This window comes from Actinomycetospora sp. NBRC 106375 (assembly GCF_030269665.1).
Classification (GTDB): Bacteria; Actinomycetota; Actinomycetes; order Mycobacteriales; family Pseudonocardiaceae; genus Actinomycetospora.
Genome location: NZ_BSTS01000022.1, coordinates 64,490 through 81,582, shown reverse-complemented (window position 1 = coordinate 81,582; position 17,093 = coordinate 64,490). Strand labels below are relative to the sequence as shown.

At 75.7% G+C, this 17,093-nt stretch carries 15 protein-coding genes; 8 read left to right on the top strand and 7 right to left on the bottom strand.

All coding sequences use genetic code 11. The features are described from left to right. Positions 1-34 precede the first annotated feature (34 nt). The 3 genes from cbiE to QSK03_RS27845 all read left to right on the top strand — a co-directional run bounded on the left by cbiE (position 35) and on the right by QSK03_RS27845 (position 2,806). Complete coding sequence (gene cbiE, locus QSK03_RS27855) at positions 35-1,237, top strand: precorrin-6y C5,15-methyltransferase (decarboxylating) subunit CbiE (protein WP_285658840.1); 1,203 nt, start codon at positions 35-37, stop codon at positions 1,235-1,237. Beyond that, positions 1,234-1,977, top strand: coding sequence for a precorrin-4 C(11)-methyltransferase (gene cobM / locus QSK03_RS27850; RefSeq protein ID WP_285658839.1), 744 nt, complete (start codon positions 1,234-1,236; stop codon positions 1,975-1,977). The genes cbiE and cobM overlap by 4 nt, the downstream gene beginning before the upstream one ends. Positions 1,978-2,071: 94 nt before the next feature. After that, a complete protein-coding gene (locus tag QSK03_RS27845; RefSeq protein WP_285658838.1) occupies positions 2,072-2,806 on the top strand; it encodes a cobalt-precorrin-6A reductase in 735 nt (244 codons plus the stop codon). A gap of 123 nt (positions 2,807-2,929) precedes the next feature. Here QSK03_RS27845 and QSK03_RS27840 read toward each other — a convergent pair whose 3' ends face one another. Beyond that, on the bottom strand, positions 2,930-5,710 hold the full coding sequence (locus QSK03_RS27840; RefSeq protein ID WP_285658837.1) for a DUF2232 domain-containing protein: 2,781 nt from the start codon (positions 5,708-5,710) through the stop codon (positions 2,930-2,932). A gap of 94 nt (positions 5,711-5,804) precedes the next feature. Here QSK03_RS27840 and QSK03_RS27835 point away from each other — a divergent pair, with 94 nt between their 5' ends. The 3 genes from QSK03_RS27835 to QSK03_RS27825 are packed head-to-tail and all read left to right on the top strand — an operon-like array spanning position 5,805 to position 6,758. Continuing rightward, positions 5,805-6,161, top strand: a complete 357-nt coding sequence (locus tag QSK03_RS27835) for a VOC family protein (RefSeq protein WP_285658836.1) — start codon at positions 5,805-5,807, stop codon at positions 6,159-6,161. After that, positions 6,158-6,559 (top strand): hypothetical protein, encoded by a 402-nt coding sequence (locus QSK03_RS27830; protein WP_285658835.1) that lies wholly within the window; start codon positions 6,158-6,160, stop codon positions 6,557-6,559. Before QSK03_RS27835 ends, QSK03_RS27830 begins: the two co-directional genes overlap by 4 nt. Before the next feature lie 13 nt (positions 6,560-6,572). Beyond that, entirely contained in the window at positions 6,573-6,758 is a 186-nt protein-coding gene (locus QSK03_RS27825; RefSeq protein WP_285658834.1) for a hypothetical protein, read from the top strand. A 1-nt stretch (position 6,759) separates the two neighbouring features. Here the strand turns inward: QSK03_RS27825 and QSK03_RS27820 are convergent, their stop codons facing one another. Genes QSK03_RS27820 through QSK03_RS27810 form a run of 3 tightly spaced genes read right to left on the bottom strand, consistent with a single transcriptional unit; the run spans position 6,760 to position 10,024 of the window. Further along, positions 6,760-8,256: a precorrin-2 C(20)-methyltransferase gene (locus QSK03_RS27820; RefSeq protein ID WP_285658833.1), complete on the bottom strand. Its 1,497-nt coding sequence runs from the start codon at positions 8,254-8,256 to the stop codon at positions 6,760-6,762. Then, positions 8,253-8,909, bottom strand: a complete 657-nt coding sequence (locus QSK03_RS27815; RefSeq protein WP_285658832.1) for a precorrin-8X methylmutase — start codon at positions 8,907-8,909, stop codon at positions 8,253-8,255. Before QSK03_RS27815 ends, QSK03_RS27820 begins: the two co-directional genes overlap by 4 nt. Then, on the bottom strand, positions 8,906-10,024 hold the full coding sequence (locus QSK03_RS27810; protein ID WP_285658831.1) for a 4Fe-4S domain-containing protein: 1,119 nt from the start codon (positions 10,022-10,024) through the stop codon (positions 8,906-8,908). The genes QSK03_RS27815 and QSK03_RS27810 overlap by 4 nt, the downstream gene beginning before the upstream one ends. Before the next feature lie 71 nt (positions 10,025-10,095). Between QSK03_RS27810 and cobN the strand changes: the two genes are divergently transcribed. Then, entirely contained in the window at positions 10,096-13,773 is a 3,678-nt protein-coding gene (gene cobN / locus QSK03_RS27805) for a cobaltochelatase subunit CobN (RefSeq protein ID WP_285658830.1), read from the top strand. Positions 13,774-13,781: 8 nt separating this feature from the next. Here the strand turns inward: cobN and QSK03_RS27800 are convergent, their stop codons facing one another. The 3 genes from QSK03_RS27800 to QSK03_RS27790 all read right to left on the bottom strand — a co-directional run bounded on the left by QSK03_RS27800 (position 13,782) and on the right by QSK03_RS27790 (position 16,116). Further along, positions 13,782-14,405, bottom strand: coding sequence for a C40 family peptidase (locus tag QSK03_RS27800; RefSeq protein WP_285658829.1), 624 nt, complete (start codon positions 14,403-14,405; stop codon positions 13,782-13,784). Positions 14,406-14,604: 199 nt separating this feature from the next. After that, positions 14,605-15,585 (bottom strand): aldo/keto reductase, encoded by a 981-nt coding sequence (locus QSK03_RS27795; protein WP_285658828.1) that lies wholly within the window; start codon positions 15,583-15,585, stop codon positions 14,605-14,607. A 72-nt stretch (positions 15,586-15,657) separates the two neighbouring features. Then, complete coding sequence (locus QSK03_RS27790) at positions 15,658-16,116, bottom strand: MerR family transcriptional regulator (RefSeq protein WP_285658827.1); 459 nt, start codon at positions 16,114-16,116, stop codon at positions 15,658-15,660. A gap of 52 nt (positions 16,117-16,168) precedes the next feature. Between QSK03_RS27790 and sigJ the strand changes: the two genes are divergently transcribed. Then, positions 16,169-17,092, top strand: coding sequence for an RNA polymerase sigma factor SigJ (gene sigJ / locus QSK03_RS27785; RefSeq protein WP_502872229.1), 924 nt, complete (start codon positions 16,169-16,171; stop codon positions 17,090-17,092). Position 17,093 lies beyond the last annotated feature (1 nt).

The window sequence follows — 17,093 nt, the reverse complement described above, 5'->3', positions numbered from 1 at the left end:
GCCCGACCGGGCGCCGGCGTGATGAGGTGGCGCGGTGAGCGTGACCGTGGTCGGCATCGGCGCCGAGGGGTGGCCCGGGCTGGGCGAGCCCGCGCGCACCGCGCTGGGCAAGGCCGACGTGGTCCTGGGCGCGCCCCGCCAGCTCGCGCTGCTGCCATCGCTGTCCGCCGAGCAGGTCACCTGGCCCACGCCGCTGATGCCCGCGCTGCCGGGCCTGCTCGCCGAGCACGGCGACCGCACGCTCGTCGTCCTCGCCAGCGGCGACCCCACGTTCTACGGGATCGGCTCCGCCGTGCTCGGTCACGCGCCGGACGCGACCGTGCTGCCGGCGCCCTCGTCGCTGGCGCTCGCCTGCGGGCGCCTCGGCTGGGCGGCGCAGGACGTCGAGGTCCTCTCGACGGTCGGGCGCCCGCTCGACGCGGTCCGGGCCGCGCTCGCGCCGCGGCGGCGCCTGCTCGTGCTCGTCCCCGACGGCGAGGCCCCCGCCGCGCTCGCCGCCGCGCTGACCTCGTGGGGCCACGGCGAGGCCCGGCTGACGGTGCTGGCGTCGCTGGGCGCGCCGGAGGAATCGCGGGTCGACGGCACCGCCGCGGACTGGACCCACGCCCCGGGCGACCCGCTCGCCGTCGTCGCCGTGACCTGCCCCGAGGTCCCCGCCGACCCGCTGCTCGGACGTGCCCCCGGGCTGCCCGACGACGTGTACGACCACGACGGCCAGCTGACGAAGGCCGAGGTCCGCGCGCTGTCGGTGGCGGCGTTGCGCCCGGCGCCGGGCGCCCTGCTGTGGGACGTCGGGGGCGGTGCGGGCAGCATCGGGATCGAGTGGATGCGCCACCACCCCGCGTGCCGCGCGGTGAGCGTGGAGATGCGGTCGGACCGGGCGTCCCGCATCCGCGCCAACGCCGCTCTCCTGGGCGTGCCGGGGCTGCGCGTGGTCGTGGGCCGCGCCCCCGAGGCGCTCGACGGGCTCGACGGCCCGGACGCGGTGTTCGTCGGCGGGGGCGCGTCGGCCGACGGGATGCTCGGCGCCGTCTGGTCCGCGCTGCGCCCGGGCGGGCGCCTCGTCGTCAACACCGTCACCGTCGAGGGCGAGGCCGCGCTCATCGCGTTCCGCGCCGCGCACGGCGGGGCCCTGCGCCGGATCGGGATCGAGCGCGTCGCGCCGGTCGGGCGGTTCGGCGGGTGGCGGGCGCTGGCCGGCGTCACCCAGCTCGTCGCACGGAAGGAACCTGCGTGACCGTCCGCTTCGTCGGCGCCGGGCCCGGTGCCCCCGACCTCATCACCGTGCGCGGGCTGCGCGCGCTCGCGACCAGCCCGGTCTGCCTCTACGCGGGGTCGCTGGTGCCCGAGGAGCTGCTGGGGCAGTGCCCGCCGGGGGCACATCGCGTCGACACGGCCCGGATGACGCTCGACGAGATCATCGCCGAGCTGGTCGAGGCCCACGCGGCGGGGCACGACGTCGCGCGGCTGTGCTCCGGGGACCCCGCGGTGTTCTCCGCGGTCGCCGAGCAGACACGCCGCCTCGACGCCGCCGGCGTGCCCTGGGAGATCGTGCCGGGGGTGCCGGCGTTCGCCGCGGCGGCCGCCGCCCTGCGCACCGAACTGACCGTGCCCGGCGTCGGCCAGTCCGTCGTGCTCACCCGCGACGCCGCGAACGCGACCCCGATGCCGGCGGGGGAGTCGCTGGACGTCTGGGCCGCGGCGGGCGGGACGCTCGTGCTGCACCTGGCCGTGCAGCGCTGCGACGCGGTGGTGGAGGCGCTGCGGCAGCACCGGCCGGCCTCGGAGCCCGTGGCGGTCGTGGCGCGGGCGTCGCGCGACGACGAGATCGTGCTGCGGGGGACGCTGGCCGACATCGCCGACCGCGTCGCGGAGGCCGGGGTGCGGCGGACGGCGGTGATCGTCGTGGGGCCCGTCGTCGGGGAGGCCGGCGGCTGCGACTCGCACCTCTACTCCGCGGCGCGCGCCCGGTCGTGAGGGGCGTGGCGGCGCCGCGCGGAGATCAGGAGCGCGGTGTGCACGTCCGGGGGCGTGACGAGGTGCGTGGTGCGCTCCTGATCTCGGGCGCGCGGTGAGCCGGCGGGTTCTCGTGCTCGGTGGCACGGCCGAGGCGCGCGAGCTGGCGTCGCGGCTGGCCGCCGAGGGCGTCGAGGTCACCACGTCCCTGGCCGGCCGGACGCATCACCCGCGGCTCCCGGACGGCGACGTGCGCACGGGCGGGTTCGGGGGCGTCGACGGGCTGGCGGCGGCGCTGGACGACGTCGACGTCCTCGTCGACGCGACCCACCCGTTCGCGGCGCGGATGACCGAGCACGCCGCGGGCGCCGCGGCGCGCACCGGCACCCCGTGGGTCGTGCTCCGGCGCCCGGGGTGGACGGCCGGGCCGGGGGACCGGTGGACACGGGTGCCGTCGCTCGAGGACGCCGCCGCGTCGATCGCCCCGGGGGCACGCGTGCTGCTCGCCACCGGACGTCAGGGGGTCGGGGCGTTCGTCGACGTCGACGCGTGGTTCCTCGTGCGGGCGATCGAGACGCCCGACGTGCTCCCGGAGCGTGCCGAGCTCCTCCTCGCCCGCGGCCCCTTCGCCCTCGAGGACGAGCGCGCGCTGCTCGACGGGCACCGCATCACCGTCGTCGTCGCCAAGGACTCGGGGGGTGCCACGGAGGCGAAGCTCGTCGCGGCCCGCGAGCGGTCGATCCCCGTGATCCTCGTCGACCGCCCGGCGCTACCCGCCGGCGTGGACGTCGTCGCGAGCGTCGACGACATCGTCGACCGGATCGTCCCGGACGGCGTGTCGCGCGGGTGACGCTGTGGCGATCCTGGCGTCACACGCGAGGAAAGCCGCATCGCTCGAACACGCGGGTGCTCGCGCCGGTGATCGACGTCCCGATACGGACGCTGAGCGTCTGCGAAGGCACTTCGCTGACAACTAGAAGGCGAGCCCGACCGCGAGGATCGCGGCGACGACGAGGAGCAGGACGAGGTCCGGGCGGCCCGGGCGGTGGTCAGGGCCCGCGACGGCGCCGAGGCCGCCGCGGGCGGTGATCGCCTCGCCGGTCTCGGCGGCGCGGCGGGTGGCCATCGCGCAGGCGAGCATCGCCGCGCGGACACCCTGGCGGACCTGCTCGCGCAGCGGGACCGAGGCCCGCCCCACCGGTCGGCGCTGGCCGAGCAGGAGCCAGGCCGTGCGTCCCTCGGCGAGCAGGAGCGGGACCAGGCGCAGTCCCAGCGCGATGCCGGTCGCCGGGGTCCGCAGGGTGACGCCGACGCGACGCCCCAGCCGCACCAGGCGCTCGAGCAGCGGCGGGAAGGCGCCGAGGGGGGTGGTCGCGACGAGCAGGGCGGCGCCGAGCAGCGAGACGAGCGTGGTGCCGAGGAACAGCACGACCCGCTCGAGGCCGCCGATGCTGAGCTCCGTGCCGAGCACGTCGACCAGCGGCGGGCGGGTGCTCACCGTCGAGAGCACGATCGCGGGCAGCCAGATCAGCAGCCAGCGCGGCGGGCGGGGGATCGCGCCGCGGGGCAGGCGGGCGGCCAGCGCGCCGGTCAGCAGCGCGGCCGTCGCGGCGCCGAGGGTCGGCCACGTCGGGTCGATCGCGAGCGCGAGGGCCATGGCGAGCAGCGCGGCGATCTTCGTCCCGGCCCACACCCGGTGCATCGGCGACGGGCCCGGCAGGGTGCGCACCGCACCGAGCGCCCCTCGCAGCCGCCGCTCGGGGCCGGACGACGGGCGGGTCGTGACCATCTCCGGCGGGCCGTGCACGGCGCCGTCCTCGACGTGCAGCACGGCGTCGCCGAGATCGGCGAGCGGCGTGATGTCGTGGGTGACGACGACGAGCGTGGTCCCCGCCGCCCGCGCGGCGCGCAGCGCGCTCCGGACGGCCGCGGCGGCGTCGGCGTCGAGCCCGGCGAGCGGCTCGTCGAGCACCAGCACCCGCGGCCCGGCGCCCAGCAGGCCGGCGAGCAGGACGCGGCGCTGCTCGCCGCCCGAGAGCTCGTCGACGTTGCGGTCGCGGTAGACGGCGGGGTCGAGCCCGAGCGCGGCGAGGGTGGTGTCGGCGGTGCGGGGCCCGACGCCGGCGGCGTCCTCGACCTCCTCGCCGACGGTCGGGCGCAGCAGCGCCGGGCGGGCGTGCTGCACGGCCAGCAGCGCGCCGTCGCGGCCGTTGCGCAGCGGTGCCCCGTCGAGGGTCGCGGTGCCGCGCGCCGGGGTGGCCAGGCCCGCGAGCAGCCAGGCGAGGCTCGTCTTCCCGGCGCCGTTCGGGCCGGTCACGAGCACCGTGCGCCCGGCGGGGATCCGCAGGTCGACGCCGTTGAGCACGGGGCGGCGCCAGGGCGTGCCGGCGTCGTGGACGACGTCGACCCCGCGCAGCTGCAGCGTGCCGCCCGCGGGCGGGCGGGGCGGACCCCACGCCACGCCGGTCGGCGCCGGCCCCGCGGACGGGCCGGGCAGGGCGAGGGTCGCGTCGGCGGTGCCGGGGTCGTGGTGGGTGATGTGCAGGACCGCGACCCGCTCGGCGCGGGTGAGGCTGCGCAGCAGGTCGGTGACCTCGGTGCGCCCGTCGGGGTCGAGCATCGCGGTGCTCTCGTCGCTGACGACGACCGCGGGCCGGCGGGCGAGCAGCGCCGCGACCGCGAGGCGCTGCAGCTCGCCGCCCGAGAGCGTCGCGGTCTCCCGGTCCTCGGCGCCGCCGAGCCCGACGCGGGCCAGCAGCTCGCCGACCGGGACGTCCTCGCCGGGCGGCAGCCCCCACCGCAGGTCGTCGGCGACGCGCACGCCCAGCACCTGGCTGTCCGGGCGCTGGAACACCATGCCGGTGCCGCCCACGACGCCCAGCCCCGCGTCCCCGGGACGCTCGGCGGTGCCGGCGGCCGGCGCCCGCCCCGCCACCACGCGCCCGAGCGTCGACTTCCCGGCACCGTTCGGGCCGGTGACGACGACGAAGCGCCCGGCGTCGAGGTCGAGGTCGACCGGTGGTCCCGACGGCAGCGCGACCCCTCGCAGCCGCAGCGGCAGCGGGGCGACGTCCTCGGGGCCGCGCCCGGCGGGCAGGCGTCCGGCGAGGTCGGTGGGCAGCAGGCGGCGCACCGCGCGCAGGGGGCGGGCCAGCACGAGCGCGGCCAGCGCCACGCCGATCAGCGAGCTGACGACGGCGATCGAGGGCAGCGTCACCCACCAGTAGTCGGTGATCGCCGCGACGGCACGGTCCCCGGCGGCCACCACCGGCTCGGGCACGCCGCCGCGCATCAGCCGCGCGAGCCCGCTCCAGGAGGTCCGCAGCTGGTCGAGGACGAGCTCCCGGTACGCGGGGAACACCGCGAGCAGCGCCAGGCCCGCCAGCGACGCCGGCAGCGCGAGGGTGACGACGCCGGTCAGCGCGGTCCGCGGCGTCGACCAGCCGCGGCGGGCGGCGACCCCGATCAGCCAGCCGAGCGTCGCCGCGGACGCCGCCGACGTGGCCGGCCCGACGCCGCCGACCAGGAACGCGACCACCACCGCGACGAGCACCCCGACCGGCCCGGCGCGCCCCGGGCGCCGGGCGGTGAGGACGGCGAGCGGGAACGCGGCGATCACGACCCCGAGGGGGCCGATCGGGAAGAGGCGGGTCAGCACGCACACCACGGCCACGAGATCGCCGAGGGCGGCCGACTCCGCCAGCTCCACCGCGTCGAGGGGCCGGCGCGGAGGCGACCGGCGGAAGCGCCGCACGGCGTCAGTATGCCCGTCGCCACTCTGTGCGTTGACACTAACGGAAGTGAGAACTAACCTTGACGGCGTTCCCCTTCCCGACGAGGAGGTCACCATGGGCGGTCCCGTCGCGTTCTTCGAGATCACCAGCACGGCCCCGGAGAAGATCCGGGACTTCTACACCGCGATGTTCGGGTGGTCGGCCGAGCCCGACCCGGCGATGGACGGCTACGCGATGGTCGACACCGGGGCGGGCGCCGACGCCATCGGCGGCGGCATCGGTCCCTCCCAGGCGCCGGGCGACACCGGCGTCAAGTTCTACGTCCGCGTCGACGACCTCGAGGCCGGCCTCGCGCGCGCCGGCGAGCTGGGTGCCGACACCCTCGCCCCGCCGATGGACCTGCCCGGCGACTACGGGCGCATCGCCGTCGTCGCCGACCCCGACGGGAACCCCGTGGGGCTCTGGGCGTGACGACGGGACTCTCCGGGCGCCGCGTCCTCACCGCGCTGTGGGGCGCGGCGCTCGAGCACGCCCGCGGCCTCGTGCACGCCGCCGCCGTCGAACCCCGAGGAGTCCCCGTGACCCGCGTCCTGTTCCAGGTCGTCCACCACCCCAAGCCCGAGCACCGCGCGGACATGCTCGCCGCGATGGCCGTCATCCGCGAGACGTCCACCCGCATCGCGGGTCTCGACGAGATCGGGGCCTTCGAGGAGCCCGACGGCTCGCGGATCGTCGCCCTGTCGGTCTGGGCGTCGGCCGAGGCGATGCGGGCCGGGATGGGCGAGCTGTTCGCCACGGTCGGCGACCTCCCCATGGGCCAGTGGGAGACCCGCCCGGCCGAGTCCGCGACGCTGACCCAGGTGGCCTGACACGATCACCCGGGTGAGCGACGATGACGAACGCTGGCTGTGTCTCGGCGGACGCCAGCACAGCTGGGTCGTGAGCGGGTACGACACCGGCAACGAGTACATGGCGGCCTACGAGCTGTTCTGTCCGACGTGCGGGCGGCTGGTCGGGCGCGACCGGGCCGACGAGACGTGGAACTGGGTGCCGCTCGAGGGGGACTGAGCTACCGGGGCCCGTCGTGGCGCCGCGGCGTGAAGACGGTCCCGACGGCGGGCCACTGCGTGCTCGACGACCCCACGATCAGCAGCGTGCGCATGTCGACCTCGCCCGGCTCGAGGTCGGCCAGGCGCACCACGCGCACGGTCTCCTCGGGCCCGTCGACGTCCCGGCCGATCACCACGGGCGTCGACGGGTCGCGGTACTTCAGCAGCACGTCGCGGGCCGTCTCCACCTGCCAGGTCCGCGACCGCGACGCCGGGTTGTACAGCGCGACGGCCATGTCGGCGTCGGCCACCGCCGCGAGCCGGCGCTCGACGACGTCCCACGGCTTGAGCCGGTCGGACAGCGAGATCATCGCGTAGTCGTGGCCCAGCGGGGCGCCGACGCGGGCGGCCACGGCCTGCGCCGCCGACACCCCGGGCACCACCCGGACCGGCACGTCGGGGTAGTCGGCCGCGGCGACCTCGACCACCGCCGAGGCCATCGCGAACACCCCCGGGTCACCCGAGGACACGACCGCCACCCGCCGCCCGCCGCGGGCCAGGTCGAGGGCGAACGCGGCCCGCTCGGACTCGACGCGGTTGTCCGAGGCGTGCACCCGCTGCCGCGGGTTCGGGGCGACGCGCGCGGTGTAGGTCGCGTAGCCGACGACGTCGTCGGCGGCCCCCAGGGCGGCCGAGGCCTCGGGCGTGAGGCGGTCGCGGGCGCCCGGACCGAGACCGACGACCACGACCTCGCCGAGGTGTCCGGCCATCGCCGACGCGGTCTCCGCGCGGGCGGCCGGGGTCGTGTCGGCGTGCACCCGCGACGGGACCACGCCGACCGAGAAGTACGGGACCGACGCCGGGTCGACGTCGGCGAGCGGCGCGGTGCGCTCCGCGCCGGTCGAGGCCCGCTCGACGTAGCACGCCTCCTCGAGCCGGCCCGCGGTCGCGAGCGCGGCGCGGACGTTCGTGAACGTGCGCCCGAGCTTCATCACCGCCGCGGCGTCGGTGTCGGCGAGGCGGGCGGCCAGCTCGTCGGGCGGCAGCGTGCCGGGCAGGACGGTGAGCACCTCGTCCCGCTCGACCAGCGGCCGCCCCAGCGACGCGGCCGCGGCGGCCACCGAGGTCACGCCGGGCACGACCTCGGTGGGGTAGCGGTCGGCCAGCCGCTTGTGGAGGTGCATGTACGAGCCGTAGAAGAACGGGTCGCCCTCGGCGATCACGACGACGTCGCGGCCGGCGTCGAGGTGCGCGGCGAGGCGGGCCGCGGCCTCGGCGTAGAACGCGTCGAGGGCGCCCTGGTAGTCGTCGGTCGACTCCGTCGTGACGGGGTAGGTGAGCTGCTCCTCGACCTGCGTGCCGAGGTACTGCGCGACGATCGAGCGCGCGTGCGAGCGGCCGTGGCGCGCGCAGTGGTAGGCGACGACGTCGGCGCCGCGCACGAGGTCGACGGCACGCACCGTCATCAGCGACGGGTCGCCGGGGCCGACCCCGACGCCGTAGAGGGTCCCGGTCATCCGGTGGTCCCGAGCGCCAGCGCGTTCACGGCGCCGACCGTCAGCGCCGACCCGCCGCGCCGGCCGTGGACGACGACGTGCTCGAGGCGGGACGGGTGCCCGACGAGCGCCGCCTTCGACTCCATCGCCCCGACGAACCCGACGGGCAGCCCGAGCACGACGGCGGGCCGCGGCGCGCCCTGCTCGATCATCTCCAGCAGCCGGAACAGGGCGGTCGGCGCGTTGCCGATGGCGACGACGGCGCCGTCGAGGTGCTCGCGCCACAGCTCGAGCGCGGCGGCGCTGCGCGTGGTGCCCTGCGCGGCGGCGAGGTCGGGCACGCGGGGCTCGTTCAGCGTGCAGACGACGTCGTTGCCGGCAGGCAGGAAGCGGCGGGTGATCCCGCTGGCGACCATCTCGGCGTCGCAGAGCACCGGGGCGCCCGCGCGCAGCGCCCGCTGCGCCGCGGCGATCGCGCCGGGGGAGACCTCGGTGTCGCCGGCGAGGTCGACCATCCCGCACGAGTGGATCATGCGGATGACGACGTCGTGGGCGTCGTCGGGGAGGTGCGCGAGATCCGCCTCGGCGCGGATGATCGCGAAGGAGCGGCGGTAGATCTCCGGCCCGTCGGCGATGTACGCCGGGACGGACGACGTCGTGGGACCGGCGCTCACCGGCTCACCCTCCCTGCTCGGACGACCGTGCGGTAGACACCGGAGGGCGTGCCCTCCACCACGGCGACGGGGCCGGCCGGCGTCCCGCAGGCACGCTCGCAGCCGACCCAGTGCGCCGGGAGCAGACCCCCCGCCTGCCCGCGGGCGATGGCGCGGGTGAGATCGCCCCGGACGTCGGTGTGCGCCTTGGCGCAGCGCGGCGCGCCGACGCACGCCGAGAGCGTCGACCACGGCGACGGTCCGGTCTCGACGAGACCGTCGAGTCGCGCGCGGGCATCCGCGGGGGCGTCGCGCAGGACGACCGTGCGCCACGGCGTGACCCGTAGTGTCGCGCCCTCGTCGACGAGGTCGGCGAGCACCCCGGCGGCGTCCCGGCTGACCTCGCCGAGCCGGGGCAGCACCTCGAGCACGGGGTCGGCGTCGAGCACGGGGTCGGCGTCAGCGGTTACTGGCTGGTATCGCTCGCCAGGCGAGCGATACCAGCCAGTAACCGCCTCGCGGACCCGGTCGGCGCCGACCTCCGCCACCCGCCAGGCGTCGCACCGCACCGCGAGGAAGGCCTCGATCGCGGCGAGGGCCAGCGCGGCGGGGTCGCCGGTGCGGTCGGTGGGCTCGCCGGCGAGGTGCAGGACCCCGCCGAGGACGACCGTCACGTCGGCGTCGAGCCCGAGCACGTCGCCCGACCCGTCGTCCACGGCGATCAGCAGGCGGCCGGGGACGTCGGTGCGACCGCGCAGCGCGTCGGCGATCGCGCGGGCCGCGGCGTCCACGGCCGGCGAGCGGGGCGAGGCGACCACGCTGCAGGGAACGTCGCGGCCGAGGTCGTCGAGCAGCGGCGCGTCCCCGCCGACCCGCGAGAGATCGTCGGCGAGATCGTCGGCACCCTGGCCCGAGAGGCCCCGCACCTGCCACGATCCGCGCGAGGTCAGCTCGAGCGGACCGGTGTCGGCGGCGGCGGCGAGCAGGCGGAGCTCGGCGGCGCCGGTCGCCCCGCCCACCGGGCGGAAGCGCGCGAGCGCCCCGTCGGCGGCCTCGTGGCGGCGCCAGGCGCCGGGGCACGCGTCCGGCCGGGCGCGCACCGGTGTGTCACCGTCACGTCGTCGGGTCGCGGGCATCCGTGACACAGTAGTCGTGACTCGTTCTCAACATCTATCTAGGTGTTCAGACATTCTCGCCTGGAGGCGCGGTGCTCCTGCTGCTCTCGACCTCGGACACCGACCTGCGCTCGGCGCGGGCCAGCGCCCCGGGCCAGGAAGGGGAGTGGCGCTGGGCCAACCCCGCCCGCGTGGACGTCGACGAGCTCGCCGGCCTGCTCGACGGCGTCGACCTCGTCGTCGTGCGCCTGCTCGGCGGGCGCCAGGCGTGGGAGGCCGGGCTGGACGCGCTGCTGGCGCCGTCGCAGCCCCGCCCGGTCGTCGTGCTCGGGGGGGAGCAGAGCCCGGACGCGCAGCTCATGGAGTCGTCGACGGTCCCGGTCGGCGTCGCCACCCAGGCGCACCTCTACCTCGCCCAGGGCGGGTCGGAGAACCTCACCCAGCTCCACCGCTTCCTCTCCGACACGGTCCTGCTCACCGGCCACGGCTTCGACCCGCCCGCCGAGATGCCGACCTGGGGCCGGCTCGACGGCTGGGAGAGCCCGGAGGACGCAGCGAACGCCCTCTCGGCGTGCTCCGTTGAACTCGCTGCTTCTCCGCGTACGAACGGCGCGTTCGCTGCAACGGAAGGGCGCCCCCGCGTCGCGATCGTCTACTACCGCGCGCACCACATGGCCGGGAACACGGCGTTCGTCGACGGCCTGTGCCACGCGGTCGTGGACGCCGGCGGCGTGCCCGAGCCCGTGTTCTGCTCGTCGCTGCGCAGCCCCGACGACGACCTCGTCGCCGTGCTCCGCCACGCCGACGTCCTGGTGACGACGGTGCTCGCGGCCGGTGGGTCGAAGCCCGCGAGCGCCAGCGCCGGCGAGGACGACGAGAGCTGGGACACCGGCGCCCTCGCCGCGCTCGACGTCCCGATCCTGCAGGCGCTGTGCCTGACGCGGACCCGCGACGAGTGGCTCGGCGACGACGACGGCGTCAGCCCGCTCGACGCCGCGAACCAGGTGGCCGTGCCCGAGTTCGACGGCCGCATCATCACGGTGCCGTTCAGCTTCAAGGAGACCGACGCCGACGGGCTGCCCGTCTACGTCGCCGACCCCGAGCGCGCCGCGCGCGTCGCCGGGCTCGCGGTCAGCCACGGGCGGCTGCGGCACGTGCCCAACGCCGAGAAGCGCATCGCGCTCGTGCTCTCCGCCTACCCCACCAAGCACGCCCGCATCGGCAACGCCGTCGGCCTCGACACCCCGGCGTCGGTGGTGCGCCTGCTCGCGACCATGCAGGACCGCGGCTACGCCATCGGGGACGTGCCGGGCCTCGCCGAGCAGGACGGCGACCTGCTCATCCGCGCGCTCATCGACGCCGGCGGCTACGACCAGGACTGGCTCTCGGAGGACCAGCTCGCGGCGAACCCGATCCGGGTCTCCGTCGACGACTACACGCGTTGGTTCGCCACGCTGCCCGACGACTTCCGCGCCGGCGTCGAGGAGCACTGGGGCCCCGCCCCCGGCGAGATGTTCATCGACAACTCTTCTGGCAACGACGGGGCGATCACGGTGGCGGCGCTGCGCCGCGACAACGTCGTCGTGATGATGCAGCCGCCGCGCGGCTTCGGCGAGAACCCGATCGCGATCTACCACGACCCCGACCTGCCGCCGAGCCACCACTACCTCGCCGCCTACCGCTGGCTGCAGAGCGAGTTCGGGGCGCACGCGCTGGTGCACGTCGGCAAGCACGGCAACCTCGAGTGGCTGCCCGGCAAGACCGCGGCGCTCTCGGCGTCGTGCGCGCCCGACCCGATCCTCGGCGACCTGCCGCTCGTCTACCCCTTCCTCGTCAACGACCCGGGCGAGGGCACCCAGGCCAAGCGCCGGGCCCACGCGACGCTCGTCGACCACCTCGTCCCGCCGATGGCGCGCGCGGAGTCGTACGGCGACCTGGCCCGGCTCGAGCAGCTGCTCGACGAGTACGCCTCGATCCAGGCGATGGACCCCGGCAAGATCACCGCGATCCGCGGGCAGATCTGGCAGCTCATCCAGGCCGCGAAGCTCGACAGCGACCTCGGTGTCACCGACCAGCCCGAGGACGAGCGCTTCGACGACTTCGTCATGCACCTCGACGGCTGGCTCTGCGAGATCAAGGACGCCCAGATCCGCGACGGCCTGCACATCCTCGGGCGGGCGCCCGAGGGCCAGGAGCGCGTCGACATGGTGCTCGCCGTGCTGCGGGCGCGGCAGCTGTGGTCGGGCACCCAGTCGCTGCCCGGGCTCCGCGAGGCGCTGGGGCTGGCCGAGAACGAGGCCCCGCGCACCGAGGTCGACCGCGTCGAGGAGCTCGCCCACTCGCTCGTGCTCGGCATGGAGAAGCGCGCCTGGAACGTCGGCGACGCCACCGACGTGACCCTGGAGGTGCTCGGTGCCGAGCACGCCACCGTCACCGACATCCTGACCTTCGCCGCCACCGAGGTCGTCCCGCGCCTCGACGGGACCACCGGCGAGATCGACGGCGTCCTGCACGCCCTCGACGGCGGGCACGTCAAGGCCGGGCCGAGCGGGTCGCCGCTGCGCGGGCTGGTCAACGTCCTGCCGACCGGGCGGAACTTCTACTCGATCGACCCGCGCGCGGTGCCGTCGCGGCTGGCCTGGGAGACCGGGCAGATGCTCGCCGACTCCCTGCTCGAGCGCTACCGCGCCGACCACGACGGCGAGTGGCCGACGTCGGTGGGCCTGAGCCTGTGGGGCACCGCGGCGATGCGCACGAGCGGCGACGACATCGCCGAGGCGCTCGCGCTCATGGGCGTGCGGCCGGTGTGGGACGAGGCATCGCGGCGCGTGACGGGGCTCGAGGTGACGCCCACCGAGGAGCTCGGGCGTCCGCGCGTCGACGTGGTGCTCAGGATCTCCGGCTTCTTCCGCGACGCGTTCCCGCACGTCGTGGCGACGATGGACGACGCGGTGCAGCTCGTGGCCGCGCTGGACGAGCCCGCCGAGGACAACTTCGTCGCGGCGCACGCGCGGGCCGACGCGGGCTCGGGGTCGAGCTGGCAGCAGGCCACGACGAGGATCTTCGGCTCGCCCCCCGGCGCCTACGGGGCGGGCCTGCTGCAGGCGATGGACTCCCGCGAGTGGCGCGGCGACGCCGACCTCGCCGAGATCTACACGACGTGGGGCGGGCACGCCTACGGCCGCGGCCGGAACGGCGAGTCGGCCGTCGAGGAGATGCAGGCGGCATACCGGCGGATCGCGGTGGCGGCGAAGAACATCGACACCCGCGAGCACGACATCGCCGACTCCGACGACTACTACCAGTACCACGGCGGCATGATCGCGACGGTGCGCGCGCTGACCGGGGCGGCGCCGGCGGCGTACGTCGGCGACTCGACGCGCCCGGAGAACGTGAAGACCCGGTCGCTGATCGAGGAGACGGCCCGGGTGTTCCGGAGCCGCGTGGTGAACCCGCGCTGGATGGCCGCGATGCGCCGCCACGGCTACAAGGGCGCGTTCGAGATGGCCGCGACCGTCGACTACCTCTTCGGCTGGGACGCCACCGCGGGCACCGTCAGCGACTGGATGTACGGCTCGCTGACCGAGAACTACGTCCTCGACCCGGAGAACCGCGCGTTCCTGCGCGAGGCGAACCCGTGGGCGCTGCACGGCATGGCGGAACGCCTGCTCGAGGCCGTCGACCGCGGGCTGTGGGAGTCACCGGACCCCGCCATGGTCGAGCAGATCCGCGAGGCGTTCCTCGAGGCGGAGGGCGACGCGGAGGGTTAGCCCGACGGTCAGTACGGGGCGTAGGCCCAGCCCAGCGGGTGCTGGAAGTGGTCGATCGGGACGATGCCGACGCGGCCGTGGGCGCTCGAGGACACGACGCGTCCGTCGCCGAGGCTCAGGGCGACGTGGCCGTTCGACGAGGTGTTGTAGAAGACCATCGCGCCGCGCGGGGCGTGCTGCCAGTCGCTGTGCTGGTCCTGGGAGTGCCAGTCCTGGATCGCGCTGCCGTAGTGACCCTGGGTGCCGAAGGCGTTCTCGACGGCGCGCTCGCAGTAGCCCTCGTAGCGGGTCGTGCCGATCCGCGACTCGAACCGGTCGATCGCGCCCTCGATCTTCTGGTCGTGCGCCTGTGCCGCCTGCTGCCGCTGGGCGGCCTTCGTCAGCTCCGGGACGGTGGCGGACGCCGTCGTCGCGTCGGACGTCACCGGGGCGACGGCGGCGGTACCGGAATGGGTGGTCGAGCTCGCGGCGAGGTTCAGCTCCGCGGTCGTGGCGCCGACGTCGGGGAGGGCGAGCCCACCGGCGTGGGTCCCGACGACGGCCGCCCCGACGGCGCCGACGGCGACGCCGAGCACGGCGGTCATCTGCTGCGGGGACCGGACGACACCGGGACTGGAGACGGCAGCGGTCATGGCTCGGGGTCACCTCCGTCGACGGTCCGGTCGGGGGAGCGGGGGAGCGTGACCGGCCCGTGATGCCACGGAGATTAGCCCACGATTCTCGGCGCGCCATCACGACGGGCATTCTTTCCCGAATTCGCGCCGGGACTTGAACAGTTCTTGAGAAACGGGGGCAGGACTCGATTGTCCGATTCCTGCCCCCGTGTACACCTCAGAGCGCGGTGGCGGTGTCGCGGTTGACCCACGTCATGTCGCCGGTGCGCTCACCGACCGGCACGAGCGCCGACAGGGCCGCGACGTCCTCGGCGTCGAGCGCGACCTCCGTGGCGCCGAGGTTCTCCTCCAGGTAGGTCCGGCGCTTGGTGCCGGGGATCGGCACCACGTCGTCCCCCTGCGCCAGCAACCACGCCAGCGCCACCTGCGCCGGGGTGGCGCCGCGGCGCTTCGCGACCTCGCGGACCTGCTCGACGAGCGCGAGGTTCTCCTCGAGCGCGCCCTCGGCGAAGCGCGGCAGGGTGCGCCGGAAGTCGCCCGTCGCGAGGTCGCGCACCGAGGCGTCGGTGAGCATCCCCCGCCCGAGCGGGCTGTAGGGCACGAGCCCGATGCCGTGCTCGCGCGCGGCGGGCACGACCGAGGCCTCGATGTCGCGGCTGAACAGCGACCACTCCGACTGCAGCGCTGTGATCGTCGTGACCGCGGAGGCCCGGCGCACGGTGTCGGCCGAGGCCTCGGAGAGCCCGAGGTGGCGCACCTTGCCGGCCGTGACCAGCTCGGCCATCGCGCCGACGGTCTCCTCGATCGGCACCTGCGGGTCCGGGCGGTGCAGGTAGTAGAGGTCGAGGTGGTCGACGCCGAGCCGCTCGAGCGACCCGTCGATCGAGCGCCGCACGTACTCCGGCGAGCCGTCGACCTGGCCGTTCGGGTACCCGGTCGACGGATCGGTCTGGATGCCGAACTTCGAGGCGAGCGTGACCTCCGCGCGGCGGCCGGCGATCGCCTCGCCGACGAGCCGCTCGTTCTCGCCGTTCGCGTAGACGTCGGCGGTGTCGAGGAACGTGACCCCGAGATCGAGGGCGCGCCGCACGGTGGCCAGCGACTCGTCGCGGTCGGCGGGCCCGTAGGCCCAGTTCAGGCCCATGCAACCGAGCCCCAGGGAGGGGACGGGCAGGGCGCCGAGACGGCGGTCGGACATGGATGCTCCTTCGGAGGGCAGGACGGATCGCCCCGGGCGCGAACGGTCCGGGGTGGAGGGGCGGACGTGGGTCTACGACCCGCAGGCGCCGCCGTAGGTCGTGATCTTGTAGTCGACGACGGCCAGCGCACCCTGGAGATCGCGCAGGCGGTTGAGGATGTCGTCGCGGTGCGCCTCGAGCAGCGCCAGGCGCTCGGGCTCGGTGCTCGGGCCCTGCTTCACCAGCGCGACGTAGCGCTGGATCGCCGCGATGGGCATGTCGGAGTCGCGCAACCGGGTCACGAACACCACCCGGCCCACGGCGTCGCGGTCGTAGACGCGCCGGCCGGCGGCGTCGCGGGCGACCTCGACCAGTCCGATGCGCTCGTAGTACCGCAACGTGTGGGCGGTGACGCCGGTCAGCGCCGCCACCTCCGCGATCGCCATGTGCTCAGGGATGTCGAGGTCCCGCACGAGCTCGACGGTCAGCGGCGGCAGCTCGCCCACCGTCGTCTCGATCAGATCCCGCAGGCGGTCGGTCGTGACGCTCACGACAGCGACGGTAGGGCTTCGAGCGCGCTCGAAGGCAAGGGTCGCGGGCAGGATGACGGTCGTGACGGCCGCCACCGAGACGTTCACCGCGCAGCGTCCGCGCCTCTTCGGCCTCGCCTACCGCATGCTGGGCTCCGCCCACGACGCCGAGGACGTCGTGCAGGACGCGTGGCTGCGGTGGTCCGGTCACGGCGACGAGGTCGACAACCCGGCGGCCTGGCTGACCACCGTCGTGACCCGCCTCAGTCTCAACCGCCTGGACTCCGCCCGCGCGCGCCGGGAGACCTACGTCGGCCCGTGGCTGCCCGAGCCCATCCTCACCACCGATCCCGCCACCGGACCGGCCGCGACGGTCGAGGAGCGGGAGACGGTGTCCCTGGCCCTCCTGACGACTCTCGAGCGCCTCACCCCGCCCGAGCGCGCGGTCTACGTCCTGCGCGAGGCCTTCGGGCACAGCCACGCCGAGGTCGCGGCCGTCCTCGACGTCACCGAGGCCGGGTCGCGCCAGCTGCACACCCGCGCCCGGCGCCACCTGACGGCCGCACCCGTCACGACCGCACCCGCCACGACCGGGCGGGCGGACGTCGGCCCGCTCCTGGCCCGGTTCGTCGCCGCGGCGCGCGACGGGGACGTCGCCGGGCTCGAGGCGATGCTCGCCGCCGACGTCACCGTCTGGTCCGACGGGGGCGGCAAGGTGAGCGCGGCGCGGCGCCCGATCCGGGGCCGTGACGACGTCGCCCGGTTCCTGCTCGGCGTGCTGGGGCCGAGGAACTGGCGGGGACGGGACACCGCCGCGGAGATCAACGGGGCACCGGCGCTGCTCGGGTATGTCGACGACGAGCTGGTCGGCGTCCTGGTGCTGGACGCCGAGGGCGACGCGATCCGGACCGTCCGGTTCCAGCGCAACCCCGACAAGCTCGCCTTCCTCGCCGGGCAGCTGTCACGTTCCGAGGGGCTGTCCGGTCGACCCTCGTGAC